The sequence below is a fragment of the Streptomyces albofaciens JCM 4342 genome (genome assembly GCF_008634025.1).
Lineage (GTDB): Bacteria > Actinomycetota > Actinomycetes > Streptomycetales > Streptomycetaceae > Streptomyces > Streptomyces albofaciens.
Window position 1 is genome coordinate 2,110,663 of record NZ_PDCM01000001.1, and the last position, 17,862, is coordinate 2,128,524.

The window sequence follows — 17,862 nt, forward strand, 5'->3', positions numbered from 1 at the left end:
GTTGAATGTAAGTCTGCCAGTACCCGTTGGCAAGGTTGAGGACCGAAGGAAGCGCGGGAGGCGCAAAAGCGACGCGTGCCGTACGGAAGCCGGGCGTCGCCGTACGGATAGGGAACGCGTGCCGTACGGAGCGCCGGGCATCGCCGTACGGATACGGAACCCGCGCCCTACACGTACCGGACCCGCAGCTCCTTCACCCCGTTGAGCCAGGCCGACCGCAGCCGGCGCGGGGTGCCCGCGAGGGCGATGTCCGGCATGGCGTCGGCGATGGCCTGGAAGATCAGGTCGATCTCCAGGACGGCGAGCGACTTGCCGAGGCAGAAGTGCGGGCCGCCCCCGCCGAAGCCCAGGTGGGGGTTGGGGTCACGGGTGATGTCGAACGCGTAGGGGCGCTCGAAGACCTCCGGGTCGTGGTTGGCGGAGGCGTAGAACAGGCCGACGCGCTGGCCCTTGCCGATCCGGGCGCCGCCCAGGGTGGTGTCCTGGGTGGCGGTCCGCTGGAAGGAGACGACGGGCGTCGCCCAGCGCACGATCTCGTCGGCCGTGGTGCCGGGCCGCTCGCGCTTGTACAGCTCCCACTGGTCGGGGTGCGTCAGGAACGCGTGCATGCCGTGGGTGATCGCGTTGCGCGTGGTCTCGTTGCCCGCGACGGCCAGCAGCAGGACGAAGAACCCGAACTCGTCGGACGCGAGGTTGCCCTCGTCCTCCGCAGCGACGAGCCGGCTGACGATGTCCTGGGCGGGGCACTCCTTGCGGGCCGCGGCCAGGTTCATCGCGTACGAGATCAGCTCCGCCGCCGCGGTGCTGCCGACCTCCTCGGTGATGGCCAGCTCCGGATCGTCGTACGCGATCATCTTGTTCGACCAGTCGAAGATCCGGGCCCGGTCGTCCTGGGGGATGCCGATCAGCTCGGCGATGGCCTGGAGGGGCAGTTCGCAGGCGACATCGGTGACGAAGTCGCCGGACTCCTTGCGCCGTGCCTCGGCGACGATGGTCCGCGCGCGGGTGCGCAGCGCGTCCTCCAGGGCGCGGATGGCGCGGGGCGTGAAGCCGCGCTGGACGATCTGGCGGACCCGGGTGTGCTCCGGCGGGTCCATGTTCAGCATGATCAGCTTCTGGACGTCGATCCGGTCGCGGGTCATGGCCGCGTTGAACCGGATGATCGAGGTGTTGACGCTCGCCGAGAAGACCTCCGGCCGGGTGGAGACCTCCTTGACGTCCTCGTGGCGGCTCACCACCCAGTACCCGTCGTCACCGAACCCGGCGACACCGTGCGGCTGGGCGTTCCACCAGACGGGGGTGGTACGCCGCAGCTGCGCGAACTCCGGCAGCGGTACGCGGCTCTGGTAGACGTCGGGGTCGGTGAAGTCGAACCCGTCGGGCAGCGCGGGGCATGGCATCTCGGCGACTCCAGCTCTGGTCCGGCCCGGTACCCGTACCGGTACGGGTCGGTGAGTACCGGCGATCGGCCGACCCTGACGGGCCGTCAGCTCGTTGCGGTGAAGGTAGTGACGAGTTCCATACGTGGCAAGGGGCGCGGCGCGCAAACCCGGTCCGTACGCCGCCCGTTGGGCGCGGAAGACCCGTGCAGCACCCTTGCGCCCCCGGTCGCGGCTCAAAGAGACTGTCCGGGGAACTAGAACGCGTACCAGTTCCGTCGTCGGGGGGCCGGGACGTCCTGCGGGACGCGAGGAGAGGACGAGTCAGTCATGGCCGCGGAACCCGTCATCGTCGAAGCCGTACGCACCCCGATCGGCAAGCGCGGCGGCACGCTCGCCAACCTCCACCCCGCCTACCTGCTCGGCGAGACCTACCGCGAACTGCTCGCCCGTACCGGCATCCAGCCGGACTGCGTGGAGCAGATCGTCGGCGGCACGGTCACCCACGCCGGCGAGCAGTCCATGAACCCGGCGCGCACCGCCTGGCTGACGATGGGCCTGCCGTACGAGACCGCCGCGACCACCGTGGACTGCCAGTGCGGCTCGTCGCAGCAGGCCAACCACATGGTCGCCAACATGGTCGCGGGCGGGGTCATCGACATCGGCATCGGGTGCGGGGTGGAGGCGATGTCGCGGGTGCCGCTGGGCAGCGGCTCCAAGCACGGCCCGGGCAAGCCCTGGCCGGACGAGTGGAACGTGGACCTGCCCAACCAGTTCGAGGCCGCCGAACGGATCGCCCGGAACCGGGGCCTGACCCGCGAGGACGTCGACGCGCTGGGACTGCTGTCCCAGCAGCGGGCCGCGGCGGCCTGGGCGGAGGAACGCTTCAAGCGCGAGACGTTCGCGGTACAGGTGCCGACCACGGAGGAGGAGCAGGCCGCCGGGCAGGGCATGTGGCGGCTGGCCGACCGCGACGAGGGGTTACGGGACACGAGCATGGCGGCGCTCGCCGGCCTCAAGCCGGTCATGCCGACCGCCGTGCACACGGCGGGCAACTGCTCGCAGATCTCGGACGGGGCCTGCGCGGTGATGTGGGCGTCCAAGCGGATGGCCCGCGCGCTCAAACTCCGGCCGCGGGCCCGGATCGTGGCGCAGGCCCTGGTCGGCGCCGACCCCCACTACCACCTGGACGGGCCGATCGACGCGACACGGGCGGTGCTCGGCAAGGCCGGGATGTCCCTGAAGGACATCGACCTGGTCGAGATCAACGAGGCGTTCGCGTCGGTCGTGCTGTCCTGGGCCCGGGTCTTCGACCAGGACCTGGACAAGGTCAACGTCAACGGCGGGGCGATCGCCCTGGGGCACCCGGTCGGCGCCACCGGTGCCCGGCTTATCACCACCGCGCTGCACGAGCTGGAACGCGCGGACAAGGAGTTCGCGCTGATCACGATGTGCGCGGGCGGGGCGCTGGCGACGGGGACGATCATCCAGCGGCTGTGACGGTCCGGGGGGTCACGCCTCCTCCAGGATCTCGCCCATCACCCGGCTCAGGGCGTGGCCCGTCCGGGGCCGCTCCCGCGTCAGCAGGCCGACCGCGCGGCCCAGCCATTCCCCGTCGCCGAACCGGTGGAACTCCTTGGCGGCGCCGACATGCCCGAGCAGCGACTGCAACAGCGCGAGTTCCGTCATGGTGTAGCGGCGGGGGTGGCGGTCGAAGGCGGCCTGCCAGTCCTCGTACGGGTGGCGCAGCGTCATGTGCAGATAGCCGCGGCCGACGCCCTGCCACGGGCCCGGAAGCCCGCCGATCCACCCCAGCGGGCTCACGGAGCCGTAGTGCGGGTACTTGCCGCCCAGGGTGAAGCCGATGCCCAGCATGATCCTGGACCAGGGGATCAGCAGCTCGTCGGCGGGTGTGCGGGCGTGCTGGTACATCCCGTCGGCGCGGAACTCCAGCCACAGGCCGCCCGGCCGGAAGCAGTCCCCCACCACCCAGTGGCCGTCGACGCACTCCAGTGGCCCCAGCGACGCGCTCGTCCGGCCGGCCTCGCCGCGTGTCCCACTCGCCCCGCAACCAGTGTCACTCATCCCGTAATTGGATCACATGTACGACGAAAGGGGCGGCCGTCGCACGGTCGGTTCCGGGGCGTTGTCAGTGGTCCCTGCCACACTCGCCTCATGACCGAATCAGGGGCACAGGCAGGGAGTTCGCCGACCGTGCCGCCGCCGGTGTGGGCGGCCGAGGGCGACGCGCGGCGGCGTCCGCCGCTGGTGGGTGACGAGCGGGAGATCCTCACCGGCTATCTGGAGTGGCACCGCGCCACCTTCGAGCTGAAGTGCTCGGGGGTGCCCGCCGGGCGGCTCTCGGAGCGGTCGGTGCCGCCGTCCGGGCTGAGCCTGCACGGGCTGATACGGCACCTCGCCGGGGTCGAACGGTGGTGGTTCCACATCCAGTTCGCGGGCGAAGCGGTCCCGATGCTCCACTACTCCGACGACGACCCCGACCAGGATTTCGACGACCTGTCCGGGGACCCGGCCCAGGCCCTCGCGCTCTGGCGCGAGCAGTGCGAGCACTCCCGCGCCATCGTGGCCGCCGCACCGTCCCTGGACGCCACGGGCGTCCACGCGGCATCGGGCGACCCGGTCTCCCTGCGCCGCGTACTGGTCCACCTCATAGCCGAGTACGCCCAGCACAACGGCCACGCCGATCTGCTGCGCGAGCGGATCGACGGGGCCACCGGGAACTGACGGGCGGGGTTTCGGCGCGGGCCCTCAGGGTAGGCGCGGCTGGCTGAAACGCCCCTACGTACACTCGTGCGGCGTCCGGGTCGGCTCATTTTTTTGGAGGAGATGGAATTGGCAAAGCCCCCCTTCGCGGCTTTGATCTGTGCGCTCGCGGGGCTTGGCACGGCGCTGGGTTTCCTGGCGGTCGAGCTGCGCGCGGACGGCTACGAGCAGTACGTGGAGTCGGTGACCACCGCCGCCGGAGTGATCTACATTGCCGCCGCCCTGGTCGGGGTGACGTGGTTCCGGGCCCGCCGGGCGGACGCGGACTGAGGCCCTTCCGGGCCCGGGCAGACCGAAGCGGCCGACACCAGGGGTGTCGGCCGCTTCGCCCTGTCCGCGATGGCGGGCAGCCCGCCTGATCCGTGGGGGATCAGTACCAGTTGTGGGACTGCCAGAAGTCCCAGGCGGCGCAGGGGCTGCCGTAGGTGGAGTTCATGTAGTCCAGGCCCCACTTGACCTGGGTCTCCGGGTTGGTCTTCCAGTCCGGCCCGGCCGAGGCCATCTTCGAGCCGGGCTGCGCCTGCACGAGGCCGTAGGCGCCGCTGGACGGGTTGGTCGCGGTGGGGTCCCAGCCGCTCTCACGCTCGACGATGTTGCTGAAGCACTGGTACTGCGCCTGGTCCGGGATCAGCTTGTGCGCCGCGGCCCGCGCGTCGCTCGCCGTCGCGGCGGACGGCGCCTGGGCCGGGGCGGCGGCCTGGGCCGGCGTGGCGGCGAAGGCCGCGGCCGAAGCACCCAGGGCGACGGCACCGGCCGTGACGACGGCCTTCTTGTGGGCGGCGAGACGGCGGGTGATCGTGGACGAGGTGACGCTCACGGGAGGGGAAGCCTTCCGTCGGGGTGCAAGGGAAGCCGCCGAGGGCGCACCCGGGGGGAGGAGAGGCGCGCTGCTCTCGGCGACACGTCCACCCTGGGAAGTGGTCGGGGGGCAGGGCAATACCCGCTCGTACTAGTGGATCTCGCATGCGGGGTGGAAAGTCCCGCCCGTCGGGGCCCGAGGGGGAGCGGATCGCGGGGAGCGCGGGGCCTACTAAGGGCTGTCGTACGTGACGGAAGTCCTGTGCGTGAGGTCACAGGAGGAGGGGGTGTGGCAGGCGGTGCCGTAATGGCCCGTCTCGCCAGTGGGCCCTTACGGGCTGGGGGCGCTGCGGGTGGGGACCGTACCCGCGGCGCCGCCGTGCGGATGGGGACCGTATCCGCGGCGCCGCCGTGCGGAGGGGGACCGTACCCGCGGCGCCGCCGAAGGTTACTTGGGAGCGTCCGGAGCCGGTGCTGGCGATACCGGCCCCGGCTCCTGCCCCGGCCCCGGCTCCCGTCCCGGCCCGGTCCCCGTCCCGGCCCCGGGCCGCGGGTCGCCGAAGGCCGCCGGTACGTCGAAAGCCGCCCGGCGCGTCGCCCGGCGCAGGGCCTTGAGGAGGGGGCCGCCCAGGGTGAGGGTCAGCACGACGGTGACCGCGGCGCGCGGCAGGTCCCAGCCGAGCGAGGTCGCCAGGCAGTACGCCACGAAGCGGGCCAGGTTGTCGGGCAGCGGGTCGCCCGGCACGAACGAGACGCCGGAGGCCATGCCGCCGATGTACGGCCAGCCCTGGAGGTTCATGACCAGGCCGTACAGGACGGCGGAGACCGCGCCGTACACCGCGATCATGACCAGCTCGCGGCGCCCGCGCAGCCGGTCCGGGCCCGGCAGCAGCCCCGCGCCCATCGCCACCCACCCCATGGACAGCATCTGGAACGGCAGCCACGGCCCCACGCCCCCGGTCAGCAGCGCGGAGGCGAACATCGACACCGAGCCGAGCACGAACCCGAAGCCCGGCCCCAGCACCCGCCCGGCCAGCACCATCAGGAAGAACATCGGCTCGATGCCGGCGGTGCCCGCGCCGAGCGGGCGCATCGCCGCGCCCGCGGCGGCCAGGACGCCGAGCATGGCGATGGCCTTCGCGTCCAGGCTGGGCGTGCCGCGGGTGGCGGTGGCCGCCGAGGTGTCGGCGATCGTGGCCACGACCACGGCGAGCAGCAGCGGCAGCAGGGCCGCGAACAGCCACGGCGCGTCCTTGGAGTGCGCGAGCCCGGAGGTGGAACTGGCCAGCAGCGGCCAGCCGAACGCCATCACGCCGATGACGGACACGAGGACGAGCGCGGCGACGGACCGCGGCCCCAGCCGTACGGCCCGCACCTGCCGGTCCGCCGGTGCCGTCCGGCGCCGTCGCCCCGGCCCCGGACGTGCCGCGTCGTGGCGGGTCATGCGGTGGCCTCCAAAGCGTGCGCGACCTGGGGCACGGTGAGCCACGGCAGCGGCGCGAGCACCTTGGCGACCTGCGGCGCGAAGGCGGGCGAGGAGACGACGACCTCGGCGGTCGGGCCGTCCGCGACGATCTCGCCGTCCGCCAGGATGACGACCCGGTGGGCCAGCTCGGCGGCCAGCTCGACGTCGTGGGTGGCCAGCACGATCGCGTGCCCCTCGGCGGCCAGCCCGCGCAGCAGCTCCACGAGGCGGCCCTTGGCCGCGTAGTCCAGACCGCGGGTCGGCTCGTCGAGCAGGAGCAGCGGCGGGCGGGCGGTGAGCACGACGGCCAGCGCGAGGGCGAGCCGCTGGCCCTCGGAGAGGTCGCGCGGGTGGGCGTCGTCCGCCACGTCCGGGAGCAGCCGGGTGACCAGGTCCCGGCAGGTGCCGGGGGCGGCGTCCGCGTCGTGGTCGGCGGCGGCGCACTCGGCGGCGACGGTGTCCGCGTACAGGAGGTCGCGCGGTTCCTGCGGTACGAGGCCGACGTGGCGCAGCAGCGTGCGCGGTCCGGTGCGGTGCGGCGTCGCGCCGCCGACGCGCACCGAACCGGCGGCGGGCTCGTGCAGGCCGACGAGGGTGCCGAGCAGGGTGGACTTGCCCGCGCCGTTGCGGCCCATGAGGGCGATGGTCTCGCCGGCGCGTACGGCCAGGTCGACACGGTGCAGGGCGTCGATCCGGCCGCGCCGCACGGAGAGGCCCGCGGCCTCGGCGGCGAGGGGGCCGTCGGCGGTGTTCCGCAGCAGCGGCGCGGGAGACGGCACGGGCCGCACCCCGGACCCACGGCCGGCGTCTCCACGGGCGTCACGCCGACGCCACCACCCCGGCCGCTTGCGCCCGCCACCACCGTCAGCGGCCCCGGCCCCGGCTCCGGCTCCGGCTCTGGCCCCGGCCTCGGTCCCGGTCCCGGCCCCGGCGTCCGCACCGGCCGTCCGCGTCGCCGCCCCCGTACCCTCCGCGTCCGTGCTCCCCGGCTCCACCCCCGCCAGCCGCTCCCGCAGCGAGGACGCCCGGCGGCGGGCGTCCCGTACGGACAGGGGCAGCGGCGACCACTGCGCCAGCCGGCCCAGGGCCACCACCGGCGGGTGGACGGGGGAGACGGCCATGATGTCGGCGGGCGCGCCGACGACCGGGGGCGCGCCGGGCGCGGGCAGCAGGATGACCTGGTCCGCGTACTGCACGACGCGCTCCAGCCGGTGTTCCGCCAGCAGGACCGTCGTGCCGAGGTCGTGCACCAGGCGTTGCAGCACGGCGAGGACCTCTTCGGCGGCGGCCGGGTCGAGGGCCGAGGTCGGCTCGTCCAGGACCAGCACCTCGGGGTGGGTGGTGAGCACCGAGCCGATGGCGACGCGCTGCCGCTGGCCGCCGGAGAGCGTGGTGATGGCGCGGTCGCGCAGGTCGGCGAGGCCGAGGAGGTCCAGGGTCTCCTCGACGCGGCGCCGCATCACGTCCGGGGCCAGGCCCAGTGACTCCATGCCGTAGGCGAGTTCGTCCTCGACGGTGTCGGTGACGAAGTGGGCGAGCGGGTCCTGGCCCACGGTGCCGACGACATCGGCGAGTTCGCGCGGCCGGTGGGTGCGGGTGTCGCGCCCGGCCACGGTGACGCGGCCGTGCAGGGTGCCGCCGGTGAAGTGCGGTACGAGGCCGCAGACGGCGTTCAGGACGGTGGACTTGCCGACCCCGGACGGGCCGACGAGCAGGCACAGTTCGCCCTCCGGCACGGTCAGGTCGACGCCCTGGACGGCGGGTGCGGCCGCGTCCCCGTAGGTGACCGACACCTGGTCGAAGCGGATCACTGCGGGGACTCCTTCGTGTGCGGCTTCGCGCCCGGCGCGCCCGGCGCCGGTGACTTCCTTGCCCGTACCCGCCCGGATTCCTCCGCCGCGGGCTCCACCGGCTGCTCCGCGCGCGGCGGCAGCGGCGCGACGAACGCCGGCAGCAGCCCCACCAGCACACCGGCCGCGGGCCAGAGCGGGAGGACGGGCGCGGTGAGCGGGACGGCGGGCGGGTGCAGGGCGGCCGGGTCGGCGGAGTTCGCCCAGATCATCAGGGCGGCCACCGCGACGCCGGACCCGGACACCAGCCAGGCGCGCACGCCCCACCGGTCGGGCCGGTAGCGGCTGCGCACGGAGCGGCGCCCGCCCAGCCACAGCCCGCCGAGGGCCGCGGCCAGCCCGGCGAGCAGCACCGGCAGGCCGTACGCCGCCCCGGTGTCGGCCAGCAGCCCGTAGGTACCGGCGCAGACCCCGAGCAGGCCGCCGAGGGTGAGCGCGGTGGTGGTGCGCCGTACGGCGGGCGGGACCTGTGCCGTACGGCCGTAACCGCGCGCGTCCATGGCCGCGGCCAGCGACACCGAGCGTTCCAGCGCGCCCTCCAGGACCGGCAGCCCGACCTGGAGCAGCGCCTTGAAACCGCGGTCCGGGCGTCCGCGCAGCCGGCGCGCGGCCCGCAGCCGCTGCACGTCGGCGACGAGGTTGGGCGCGAACGTCATCGCGACGACGACCGCCACGCCCGCCTCGTACAGCGCGCCCGGCAGCGACTTCAGCAGGCGCGCCGGACTGGCGAGCGCGTTGGCGGCGCCGACGCAGATCAGCAGGGTGCCCAGCTTCAGCCCGTCGTAGAAGGCGAACAGCATGCCCTCGGCGGTGACCCGGCCGCCGATGCGCACGCCGCGCGCCCACTCGGGCAGCGGCACCTCCGGCAGCGTGAGCAGCACATGCGTGCCCGGGATGGGGGAGCCGAGGAAGAACGCGAAGACCAGGCGGATGCCGATCACCAGCAGGCCCAGTTTGAGGAACGCGCCGTACGAGCGGGCCCACGGCGCGTCCGTGCGGCGCGCCGCGACGACATAGCCCGCGACCCCGATCAGCAGGCCGAGCAGCAGCGGGTTGGTGGTCCGGGACGCGGCGGTGGCCAGGCCCAGCGCCCACAGCCACCAGGCGCCGGCGTGCAGCGCGGTGGAGCGGGTGGCCCGGGGAGCGAGGGCGCTCATCCGCGGCGGCGGCGCGCCTGCCACCCGGCCGCCGCGCCCAGGACGACCACGGCCGCGATGCCGCCGATCAGCCCGGCGGAGAGACCGCCCGAGTCGTCACCGTCCGCCTGCTTCCCGGCGGCGGACGCGCTTTCGGAGGCCCGGGGCTCCGGCGGCCCGGAACCGGAACCGGCCCCCGGCCCGGGCTCCGCCTTCTCCGCGCACCCCGCCTTCGGGTAGCCCGAGATCGCGCACAGCAGCGCGTTCGTGTCGTACCGCAGCGGCCCCGCCACCGCGGCGAGCGCGTCGGCGACCGTGCCGTCCTCCGGCAGCCGCGCGCACTCCGTACGGATGTCCGGCGGCGTCTCGCCGCGCGGCGCCTCCGCCCGCGTACCGAAGTCGAGGACCAGCCCGACCCGCTTCTTCCCGTCCTCGGCGGGCGTCTTCGCGCAGATCGCGGCGAAGTCCGCCGCCCGGCGCGGCCTGCCCGCCTCGGCCGAGCCGGCGCTGACGGTGAAGCGGAAGCCCGCCACGGCGCCGTCCCGGGGCCGGGAGGTGGCCGGGCCCTCGGTCGCGTACGACCAGCCGCCGTCCTCGGACGCCGAAGCGCCCGCCGCCGGGCCGTCCCAGAAGGACCAGTAGCGGTAGTCCTGGGCCTGGGCGGGCGCGGCGGCCAGGCCCAGCGCCGTGGCGGCCAGGGCCAGGGCGCCGAGGAGGCGGGCGGAGCGGGACCGTGGCGAGCGTCGCATCAGAGGTCGTTCTTCTTCTTGCGGCCGCTGATCAGGAACCCGACGCCGACGCACGCGACGAAGACGATGCCGAAGACCCACCACACGCCGGCGCCCTGCTCGTCCTGGTCCTGCGCGTCCTTCTCGGGGGCGGCGGACGGCGCGGAGCTGCCGGCCGGCTTCGGCCCGGTGGCGTTGAGCTGGGCGACCAGGTCGGCGCCGCCGAAGTGGCGCGGGTCGGCGCCCGCGGCGTGCGCGGCCAGCACCAGCTGCGCGTACGCGGCCGGTCCGGCCTCCTTGGCCCAGTTGGCGGAGTTCTTCTCCAGCCACTTCAGCGGCTTCTGCGCGGCGTCGCCGTGCGAGCCCGCGGCGAGCGCCAGCACGGCGTCCGCGGTGTTGCCCACGTCGGGCTGGTCCCCGGCGCCGGGCATCGCGGACTTCAGGTGCTGGTCGTTCGCGTCGAGCTGCGCGACCAGGTACGCGGCGCCGCCCTCGGCCGCCTGCTTCGCGTCCGGCTTCCGGTCCGCGCCGCCCTCGCACTTCAGGGGCGTGACCGGCTCGTTGACGTCCTTGCCGGCCGGGTCGACGCGGAAGCCCTGGCCCAGCCCGCCGAGCGCGGCGGCGGCCGTGGCGTCCGCGTTCGGGGCCAGCTTGCCGTCCTTGGGCTGGAAGGCGAACGCGCCGCGCTCGCCCTCCTTCGCGTCACAGCCCAGCTGGAAGGAGACCAGCGCGTCGTACGGGGACTTGTCGCCCTTCTTGACGGTCTCCGGCTTCAGGCCCGCCGCCTTGAGCGCGCCGATCACGACCGAGGTGGAGTTGGCGTCGCTGGGCGTACCGCTCATCGAGGGCCAGCCGCCGTCGTCGTTCTGTACCGACTTCAGCCAGTTCACCGCCTTCTGTACGGCGCCGTCGTGCCCGCCGAGCGTGGCCAGTGCCTGCACCGCGGCACCCGTCTGGTTGGTGTCGCGCATCGTCTTGTCGTCGCACGCCTTGCCCGGGTCGGCGCGGAAGGCGGCGAAGGCGCCGTCGGAGCACTGCTGCCCGGCGAGCCAGTCGACGCCCGCCACCGACGGGCGCACCCCGACGGTGCGCTGCGCGAGCAGCGCCAGCGACTGCCGCCAGACGCCGTCGTACTGCGGGTCCTTGGTGCCGTACAGCCCGTCCGGCAGTTTCGACGCCTGCGCGTTCGGCGCGGGAGCGTCGGCGGCCGCCACGGGGGCGCCGGCCGCGCACAGCACGGCGGCGGTGGCCAGCGCGGCGGCGGCGCGGCGTGCCAGGACGGCGCGGGTGGGGGCCGTGGAAGCCCTGGGAGCCAGGGGGGCCTGGGGAGCCGTGGTGGCCATCGGGTCGGTGCCTCTCCGGTCGGTTCGGTGCGGTGGGGGCCGCGGTGGGTCTGCGTGGGGCGCGCAGCCGCACTCGGACGCCCAGCCGCCCGCCGATCCGGTGATCGGCCGCGGTGGCACCGGGCTCAGCTCCGCATACCTCGACGGTGCCGCGCACCGGGCGTCCGCGCGAGGAGGCGCGGCCTTGCGGTGGCGGGAGCCTTGGTCGTGCCCCAGCGGGTGCTCCGGCTCGCCGGGCGTACGGGTGGCGTGCGGCCGGCCGGGGCGGGACCGGTACGCGGTCCCGGTGGCCGGCGGGCGTGCGGACGCCGTACGTCCCGGATCACGGTTGCGGGTCAGCGCCGGATTTCCACCGGCTTCCCCCGATCGGGCACGGGATGAAATTGTCTCGCACACCTTAACCGGCAGGGCACGGCGGCCCCCGGGTGCGGGCCCGCCCGGCACCCCACGCGGATGGCGCCGCCTTCACACCGCCCGGCGCCCCCCCCGCGGACGGCCCCGCCCTCACACCGCCCGGTACGTCACCGGCTCCGACCCCGGCACCGCCTCCGCCAGCCCCCGCCGGACCAGGTGCCGCAGATGCGCTTCCGCCTCGGAGACGGCGATGTTCCGCGATCCGTACGGGATCCGCTCCCACGGCCGGTTCCACTCCATGGCCTCGGCGAGCTGCCAGGGCGTGCGCGGCACGGCGAGCAGCGCGCGCAGCCCGGCGAGGCGCTCCTCGTGGTGGACGAGCAGGTCGCGTACCCGGCCGGCCGCGTCCGTGAAGGCGTGCTGGTGGGCGGGCAGCACCTCGGCGGGCGCGAGCCGGGCGACGTCTTCCAGGGAGGCCAGGTAGTCGCCGAGGGGGTCGGTGGGCGTGGCGTCGTCCGGGTCCTCGTACAGCCCGATGTGCGGGCTGATGCCCGGCAGCAGGTGGTCGCCGGAGAAGAGACGGCCGTGGCCCGGCCGCCGCGCCGGATGGTCCTCCTCCAGGTGCAGGCACACGTGGCCCGGCGTGTGGCCGGGTGTCCAGACGGCGCGCAGGCGGCGGCCGGGCAGGTCGAGGAGGGCGCCGGGGGTGATCTCGCGGTCGGGCAGCGCGGCCCGCTGCCCGGGGAAGCCGCGTACCCGTCCCTCGGCGCGTGCCGCCCGCAGGGGCGCGAGGTGGCCGTCGGGCGCCCCGGCCGCGGTCAGCTTGGCGATCAGGTAGTCGAGCCACCGGCCCGGTTCGGCTTCCCGGGTGCGGCGGACGACGTCGGCGTCCGCGGCGTGCATGGCGATCCACGCGCCGGAGGCCTCCCGGACGCGGGCGGAGAGGCCGTGGTGGTCGGGGTGGTGGTGGGTGATGAGGACGCCGTGCAGGTCGGTGACGTCGAAGCCGCAGGCGGTGATCCCGGCGGTGAGGGTGTCCCAGGCGTCCGGGTCGTCCCAGCCGGTGTCCACGAGGACCGGCCCCCGGTCGGTCTCCAGCAGGTGGACGAGGGTGTGGCCGAGCGGGTTGTCCGGTATGGGGACGGCGATCGACCACACGCCGCCCCGGTGGTCGGTCACCCGGGGACCGGCCTCCGCCGCCCCGGTCCGGGCCGCTGCCGTCATCCGCCGCACCTCCGCTCCCGCGCGGCCGGGCCGCGCCCCCGTACCGGACCGCGCCCCCGTACCGGGCATTGCCCAGCATAACTGGAACTGGTATCAGTCCTGATGGAGCGTCAGAAAGTCGCGGTGGACCGCGAACCGCGCACCGTGTACCGCGAACTCCGTACACCGCGCCACCGGCACACCGCGCCACCGACCCACCCGCACACCGTGCCCACCGACCCGGTCGACCCGCAGGAGGCGGCAGCCATGAGCGCACCCGTCGAGCACGAACGGCTCTACATAGGCGGCGAGTTCGCCGAACCGGCCGGCGGCGGCACCATCGAGGTGGTCTCGCCGCACACCGAGCGGGTGATCGGCCGGGTGCCGCACGCCTCGCGGGCCGACGTGGACCGCGCCGTCGCCGCGGCCCGTACGTCCTTCGACTCGGGGGCGTGGGCGGACACGCCGCCGGCCGAGCGGATCGCGGTGGTCACACGGATCAAGGACGCCTTCGCGGCGCGCAGCGAGGAGATCGCCAAGGTCGTCAGCGCCGAGAACGGCACCCCGTACACCTCCGCCGTCATGGTGCAGGCGCTGGCCGCGATGATGGTCTGGGACGCGGCGCTCACGGTCGCCCGCGACTTCGCGTACGAGGAGCGCCGGGCCGGGGCGCTGGGGCCGCTGCTGGTGCGGCGGGAGCCGGTCGGCGTGGTGGCGGCCGTGGTGCCGTGGAACGTCCCGCAGTTCACCGCGGCGGCCAAGCTGGCGCCGGCGCTGCTGGCCGGCTGCTCGGTGGTCCTCAAGGTGTCGCCCGAGACGCCGCTGGACGCCTACCTCCTGGCCGAGATCGCGGACGGGGCCGGGCTGCCCCGGGGCGTGCTGTCGATCCTTCCGGCGGACCGGGAGGTGAGCGAGTACCTGGTCGGGCACCCGGACGTGGACAAGGTGGCCTTCACCGGCTCGGTCGCGGCGGGCAGGCGCGTCATGGAGGTCGCGGCGCGCAACCTGACGCGGGTCACGCTCGAACTGGGCGGCAAGTCGGCGGCCGTCATCCTGCCGGACGCCGACCTGGACGCCGCGGTGGCGGGCATCGCGCCGTTCGCCTGGCTGGTCAACGGGCAGGCCTGCGTGGCCCAGTCGCGCGTCCTGGTGCCGCGCGAGCGCTACGACGAGACCGCCGAGCGGTTCGTCGCCGCCGCCCGCGCCCTGCGCGTCGGCGACCCGCTGGACCCGGCGACCGAGCTGGGCCCGCTGGTCGCCCGGCGCCAGCAGCAGCGCTCGCTGGACTACATCGCCGTCGGGCAGCGGGAGGGCGCCAAGCTCCTCACCGGCGGCGGACGGCCGAAGGGCATGGACCGCGGCTGGTACGTGGAGCCGACCGTGTTCGGCGACGTGTCCAACGCGATGCGGATCGCCCGCGAGGAGATCTTCGGCCCGGTGCTGTGCCTGCTTCCGTACGAGGACGAGGCCGAGGCGGTGCGCATCGCCAACGACTCCGACTACGGGCTGTCCGGCTCGGTGTGGACCGCGGACACCGCGCACGGCATCGACGTGGCGCGGCGGGTGCGTACCGGCACCTACTCCGTGAACACCTTCAGCATCGACATGCTCGGCCCGTTCGGCGGATACAAGAACTCCGGGATCGGGCGGGAGTTCGGGCCCGAGGGCTTCGGCGCGTACCTGGAGTACAAGACGATCCACCTGCCGGCGGAGGGGTGAGGCGAGGATGAGCGGTACGGACGGCCCGGCCGGGCCCGGCGAGGGCGCGCCCGAAGAGGCGGGCCCCCGCTGGCACGTGGAGGTGGACCGGGGCGTGTGCATCGGCTCCGGGCTGTGCGTGGCCACCGCGCCCGGCGGCTTCGAACTGGACGCGGCCCGCCAGTCGCACCCCGTGCGGTCCGAGTGCGCCGCGTCCGACGACGTGCTGGCGGCGGCGGAGGGCTGCCCCGTCGAGGCCATCAGCGTGACCGACGCCCGCACGGGGGAGGCCGTCTTCCCGCCGGAGGAGTGACGCCCGGTCCACGGACGTTCCCACGGGGCGCCACGGCCGCACGGCCCGCGCCCACCGGTGCGTACCGTCGGTAACCCGTGAACTTCTCACAGTTACCTCGTGACATCTGTGACTGTTAACGCGCCCCGGCGGCGTGGAAATCTCGGTGCCACGCCGCCGAGGGGGGAGACGATGGACAAACGGTACGAGGTGTACTGTCTCGCCGACAGACTCTTCTACGAGACCCCGGACCGTCTGTCCGCCGGCAACGGCACCGCGTCCGGCGGCAGCCCCCTCTACGAAGCGGCCCAGCGCGCAGTCCCCGAAGGGTGGCGGTGTTTCCTCTCCGGGGACTGGCTTCACGTCAACCCCGTCGACGACGACGGACGGCCGCACCCCGACCTGCCCGCGCAGGGCTGGAAGATCCATGTCTCGGCCTGCATGGAGAACGCCGAGAAGACGGCCTCCCAGGTGTGGGACTACTGCGTCGACCGGCTGATCCCGTTCAAGTTCGTGCCCGGGCCGCGCCCGATGCACATGCGCAACTCCAAGTACGCCGACCGCGGCGGCAGCGGCAAGTTCGCCACGATCTACCCGTCGGACGAGCGGCAGCTGCACACCGTGCTGCGGGAACTGGGCGCGCTGCTGGAGGGCCAACCGGGCCCGTACATCCTCACCGACCTGCGGTGGAACGACGGCCCGCTGTACGTGCGCTACGGCGGCTTCGCGCGGCGCTTCTGCGTCGACGAGCACGGCAGCCTCGTCGGGGCGATCGAGGACCCCGAGGGCAAGCTGGTCCCCGACCGGCGCGAGCCGCGCTTCAGCCCGCCGGAGTGGGTGACGCTGCCGGACTTCCTCGCCCCGCAGCTCGCCGCCCGCAACGCCACCACCGTCGCGGACCTGCCGTACCAGATCGAGTCGGCGCTGCACTTCTCCAACGGCGGCGGCGTCTACCTGGGGCGCGACCGGCGCACCGGCGACAAGGTGGTGCTCAAGGAGGCGCGTCCGCACGCCGGCCTAGCCGCCGACGGAGCCGACGCGGTGGCCCGCCTGGAGCGCGAACGGGCCGCCCTAGAGAAGCTGTCCGGGAGCGGCGTCGCGCCGGAGATCCGGGACTGGTTCCTCCTGGACGACCACCGCTTCCTGGTCATGGATTTCCTGGAGGGGCGCACCCTCAACGCCTTCTTCGCCGAGCGGCACCCTCTGACCTCGACCTCCCCGAGCCCGGACCGGCTCGCCGACTACACCCGCTGGGCGCTGGACATCCACGCCGCGGTCGAGGAGACCGTGGCCGTGCTGCACCGCCACGGCGTCGTCTTCAACGACCTGCACATGTTCAACATCATGGTCGCGCCCGACGAACGCAGCGTACGGCTGCTGGACTTCGAGGCGGCGGCGGTGGACGGCGCCAAGCTGCGCCAGACGCTGGCCCACCCGGGCTTCATGGCCCCCGCCGACCGCATCGGCGTCGACGTGGACCGCTACGCGCTCGCCTGCCTGCGGCTCGCCCTGTTCCTGCCGATGACCTCGCTGCTGGTGCTCGACCGGGACAAGGCCGCGCACCTCGCCGAGATCGTGGCCCACGAATTCCCGGACGTACCGGCGGAGTTCCTGGCCGGGGCGGTCGAGGTGATCCAGGGGCCGCCGGACGCGCCCGGCACGGACCCGGGCACCGGGCGGAAGGCCGCGAAGCGGCGCACCGAATCCGCGCCCTACCTCCCGGCCGAGCCCGCCGACTGGCCGCACAGCCGCGACTCGATCGTCCGCGGCATCCTCGCCTCGGCCACGCCCGAGCGCACCGACCGGCTCTTCCCCGGCGACATCGCCCAGTTCTCGGACGGCGGCGGCCTGGGGATCGCGCACGGCGCCGCCGGCGTGCTCCACGCGCTCGCCGAGACCGGCGCCGGACGGTACGAGGAAGGCGAGGAGTGGCTGCTGCGGCAGACCGACCCGCCCCCTCCCGGCACCCCGCTGGGCTTCTACGACGGGCTGTCCGGCGTGGCCTGGGTGCTGGACCGGCTGGGCCACCGGGACCGCGCCACGCACCTGCTGGAGCAGGTCCTCGCCGAGAAGTGGCACCGCCTCGCGCCCGACCTGAACGGCGGGCTGGCCGGTGTCGGCCTGGCCCTGGAGGACCTGGCCCGCACCCGCGGCGAACGCGAACTGCGCGAGCGGGCCCTGGAGGCCGCCGGTCACGCCGCCGACCGGCTCGACGCCTGCGGCAAACGCGCCGGCCTGCTGCGCGGCGCCACCGGACCCGCCCTGCTCTTCCTGCGGCTGTACGAGACCACCGGCGACGCGGGGCTGCTCGACATGGCCGCCGGGGCGCTGCGCCGCGACCTGGCGCGCTGTGTACGGGACAAGGACGGCGCCCTGGTGGTCGACGAGGGCTGGCGGACCATGCCGTACCTCGGCGGCGGCAGCGTCGGCATCGCCACGGTCCTCGACGACTACCTGCGGCACCGCGCCGACGAGGAGTTCGAGCAGGCGCGCGCCGCCATCCTGCCCGCCGCGATGTCCCGCTTCTACGTGCAGCCCGGCCTCTTCCGCGGCCGCGCCGGGTGCGTCCTGCACCTCGCGCGGACCACCACACCGGCCACCGACCTCGACGGCGAGCTGGCCGCACAGATCTCCTGCCTGGGCTGGTACGCGATGCCCTACCGGGGCCACCTCGCCTTCCCCGGCGACCAGATGATGCGCCTGTCGACGGACCTGGCCACCGGGTCCGCCGGGTGCCTCCTGGGCCTGGGCGCGGCCCTCCACGACCGGCCCGTCCACCTGCCCTTCCTCCCGCCGCCGCCCTCCCCGGAGCACCGGCGGCCCTGAGACCGG

Annotated in this window: 15 protein-coding genes and 1 riboswitch; of the genes, 6 read left to right on the forward strand and 9 right to left on the reverse strand. The window is 74.5% G+C overall.

Annotation, left to right across the window (positions count from 1 at the left end):
* Nucleotides 1–167: 167 nt before the first annotated feature.
* The gene (locus tag CP973_RS09550; RefSeq protein ID WP_150239278.1) at nt 168–1,400 is read right to left on the reverse strand and encodes a cytochrome P450; all 1,233 of its coding nucleotides are present in this window, start codon (nt 1,398–1,400) and stop codon (nt 168–170) included.
* Between the two features lie 309 nt (nt 1,401–1,709).
* Between CP973_RS09550 and CP973_RS09555 the strand changes: the two genes are divergently transcribed.
* Entirely contained in the window at nt 1,710–2,879 is a 1,170-nt protein-coding gene (locus tag CP973_RS09555; RefSeq protein ID WP_150239280.1) for a steroid 3-ketoacyl-CoA thiolase, read from the forward strand.
* Nucleotides 2,880–2,891: 12 nt separating this feature from the next.
* On the opposite strand, the gene CP973_RS09560 is transcribed toward CP973_RS09555, so the two are convergent.
* Nucleotides 2,892–3,464, reverse strand: coding sequence for a hypothetical protein (locus CP973_RS09560; RefSeq protein ID WP_244409357.1), 573 nt, complete (start codon nt 3,462–3,464; stop codon nt 2,892–2,894).
* 90 nt (nt 3,465–3,554) lie between these two features.
* On the opposite strand from CP973_RS09560, the gene CP973_RS09565 reads away from it, so the two are divergent.
* Entirely contained in the window at nt 3,555–4,124 is a 570-nt protein-coding gene (locus CP973_RS09565; protein ID WP_150239282.1) for a DinB family protein, read from the forward strand.
* 102 nt (nt 4,125–4,226) lie between these two features.
* Complete coding sequence (locus CP973_RS09570) at nt 4,227–4,433, forward strand: SCO3870 family protein (protein ID WP_106982250.1); 207 nt, start codon at nt 4,227–4,229, stop codon at nt 4,431–4,433.
* A gap of 100 nt (nt 4,434–4,533) precedes the next feature.
* Here CP973_RS09570 and CP973_RS09575 read toward each other — a convergent pair whose 3' ends face one another.
* The 7 genes from CP973_RS09575 to CP973_RS09605 form a co-directional block, all read right to left on the reverse strand.
* Entirely contained in the window at nt 4,534–4,980 is a 447-nt protein-coding gene (locus CP973_RS09575; RefSeq protein ID WP_150239284.1) for an aggregation-promoting factor C-terminal-like domain-containing protein, read from the reverse strand.
* A 429-nt stretch (nt 4,981–5,409) separates the two neighbouring features.
* Complete coding sequence (locus tag CP973_RS09580; RefSeq protein WP_150239286.1) at nt 5,410–6,405, reverse strand: ECF transporter S component; 996 nt, start codon at nt 6,403–6,405, stop codon at nt 5,410–5,412.
* Nucleotides 6,402–8,237 (reverse strand): ABC transporter ATP-binding protein, encoded by a 1,836-nt coding sequence (locus CP973_RS09585; RefSeq protein WP_150239288.1) that lies wholly within the window; start codon nt 8,235–8,237, stop codon nt 6,402–6,404. Before CP973_RS09585 ends, CP973_RS09580 begins: the two co-directional genes overlap by 4 nt.
* Nucleotides 8,234–9,433, reverse strand: a complete 1,200-nt coding sequence (locus CP973_RS09590) for an energy-coupling factor transporter transmembrane component T (protein ID WP_244409358.1) — start codon at nt 9,431–9,433, stop codon at nt 8,234–8,236. The genes CP973_RS09585 and CP973_RS09590 overlap by 4 nt, the downstream gene beginning before the upstream one ends.
* Complete coding sequence (locus CP973_RS09595; RefSeq protein ID WP_150239292.1) at nt 9,430–10,161, reverse strand: SCO2322 family protein; 732 nt, start codon at nt 10,159–10,161, stop codon at nt 9,430–9,432. Before CP973_RS09595 ends, CP973_RS09590 begins: the two co-directional genes overlap by 4 nt.
* Nucleotides 10,161–11,483, reverse strand: a complete 1,323-nt coding sequence (locus CP973_RS09600) for an SCO2321 family membrane protein (protein WP_150239294.1) — start codon at nt 11,481–11,483, stop codon at nt 10,161–10,163. The genes CP973_RS09595 and CP973_RS09600 overlap by 1 nt, the downstream gene beginning before the upstream one ends.
* Before the next feature lie 275 nt (nt 11,484–11,758).
* Nucleotides 11,759–11,869, reverse strand: a riboswitch (cobalamin riboswitch).
* A gap of 118 nt (nt 11,870–11,987) precedes the next feature.
* Nucleotides 11,988–13,061, reverse strand: a complete 1,074-nt coding sequence (locus CP973_RS09605; protein WP_150239296.1) for a Strvi_7410 family MBL fold metallo-hydrolase — start codon at nt 13,059–13,061, stop codon at nt 11,988–11,990.
* 246 nt (nt 13,062–13,307) lie between these two features.
* Between CP973_RS09605 and CP973_RS09610 the strand changes: the two genes are divergently transcribed.
* From CP973_RS09610 to lanKC, 3 genes are all read left to right on the forward strand, one after another.
* Complete coding sequence (locus CP973_RS09610) at nt 13,308–14,759, forward strand: aldehyde dehydrogenase (RefSeq protein WP_150243367.1); 1,452 nt, start codon at nt 13,308–13,310, stop codon at nt 14,757–14,759.
* A 7-nt stretch (nt 14,760–14,766) separates the two neighbouring features.
* Complete coding sequence (locus CP973_RS09615) at nt 14,767–15,051, forward strand: ferredoxin (RefSeq protein WP_150239298.1); 285 nt, start codon at nt 14,767–14,769, stop codon at nt 15,049–15,051.
* A gap of 171 nt (nt 15,052–15,222) precedes the next feature.
* Nucleotides 15,223–17,856, forward strand: a complete 2,634-nt coding sequence (gene lanKC, locus CP973_RS09620; RefSeq protein WP_150239299.1) for a class III lanthionine synthetase LanKC — start codon at nt 15,223–15,225, stop codon at nt 17,854–17,856.
* Nucleotides 17,857–17,862 lie beyond the last annotated feature (6 nt).

Bases quoted from the DNA above. Each gene is read 5' to 3' on its own strand.
- CP973_RS09550 (WP_150239278.1), bottom strand. From the start codon at position 1,400: ATGCCATGCCCCGCGCTGCCCGACGGGTTCGACTTCACCGACCCCGAC.
- CP973_RS09605 (WP_150239296.1), bottom strand. From the start codon at position 13,061: ATGACGGCAGCGGCCCGGACCGGGGCGGCGGAGGCCGGTCCCCGGGTG.
- lanKC (WP_150239299.1), top strand. From the start codon at position 15,223: ATGGACAAACGGTACGAGGTGTACTGTCTCGCCGACAGACTCTTCTAC.
- CP973_RS09595 (WP_150239292.1), bottom strand. From the start codon at position 10,161: ATGCGACGCTCGCCACGGTCCCGCTCCGCCCGCCTCCTCGGCGCCCTG.
- CP973_RS09570 (WP_106982250.1), top strand. From the start codon at position 4,227: ATGGAATTGGCAAAGCCCCCCTTCGCGGCTTTGATCTGTGCGCTCGCG.
- CP973_RS09615 (WP_150239298.1), top strand. From the start codon at position 14,767: ATGAGCGGTACGGACGGCCCGGCCGGGCCCGGCGAGGGCGCGCCCGAA.
- CP973_RS09610 (WP_150243367.1), top strand. From the start codon at position 13,308: ATGAGCGCACCCGTCGAGCACGAACGGCTCTACATAGGCGGCGAGTTC.
- CP973_RS09560 (WP_244409357.1), bottom strand. From the start codon at position 3,464: ATGAGTGACACTGGTTGCGGGGCGAGTGGGACACGCGGCGAGGCCGGC.
- CP973_RS09565 (WP_150239282.1), top strand. From the start codon at position 3,555: ATGACCGAATCAGGGGCACAGGCAGGGAGTTCGCCGACCGTGCCGCCG.
- CP973_RS09580 (WP_150239286.1), bottom strand. From the start codon at position 6,405: ATGACCCGCCACGACGCGGCACGTCCGGGGCCGGGGCGACGGCGCCGG.
- CP973_RS09555 (WP_150239280.1), top strand. From the start codon at position 1,710: ATGGCCGCGGAACCCGTCATCGTCGAAGCCGTACGCACCCCGATCGGC.
- CP973_RS09600 (WP_150239294.1), bottom strand. From the start codon at position 11,483: ATGGCCACCACGGCTCCCCAGGCCCCCCTGGCTCCCAGGGCTTCCACG.
- CP973_RS09590 (WP_244409358.1), bottom strand. From the start codon at position 9,433: ATGAGCGCCCTCGCTCCCCGGGCCACCCGCTCCACCGCGCTGCACGCC.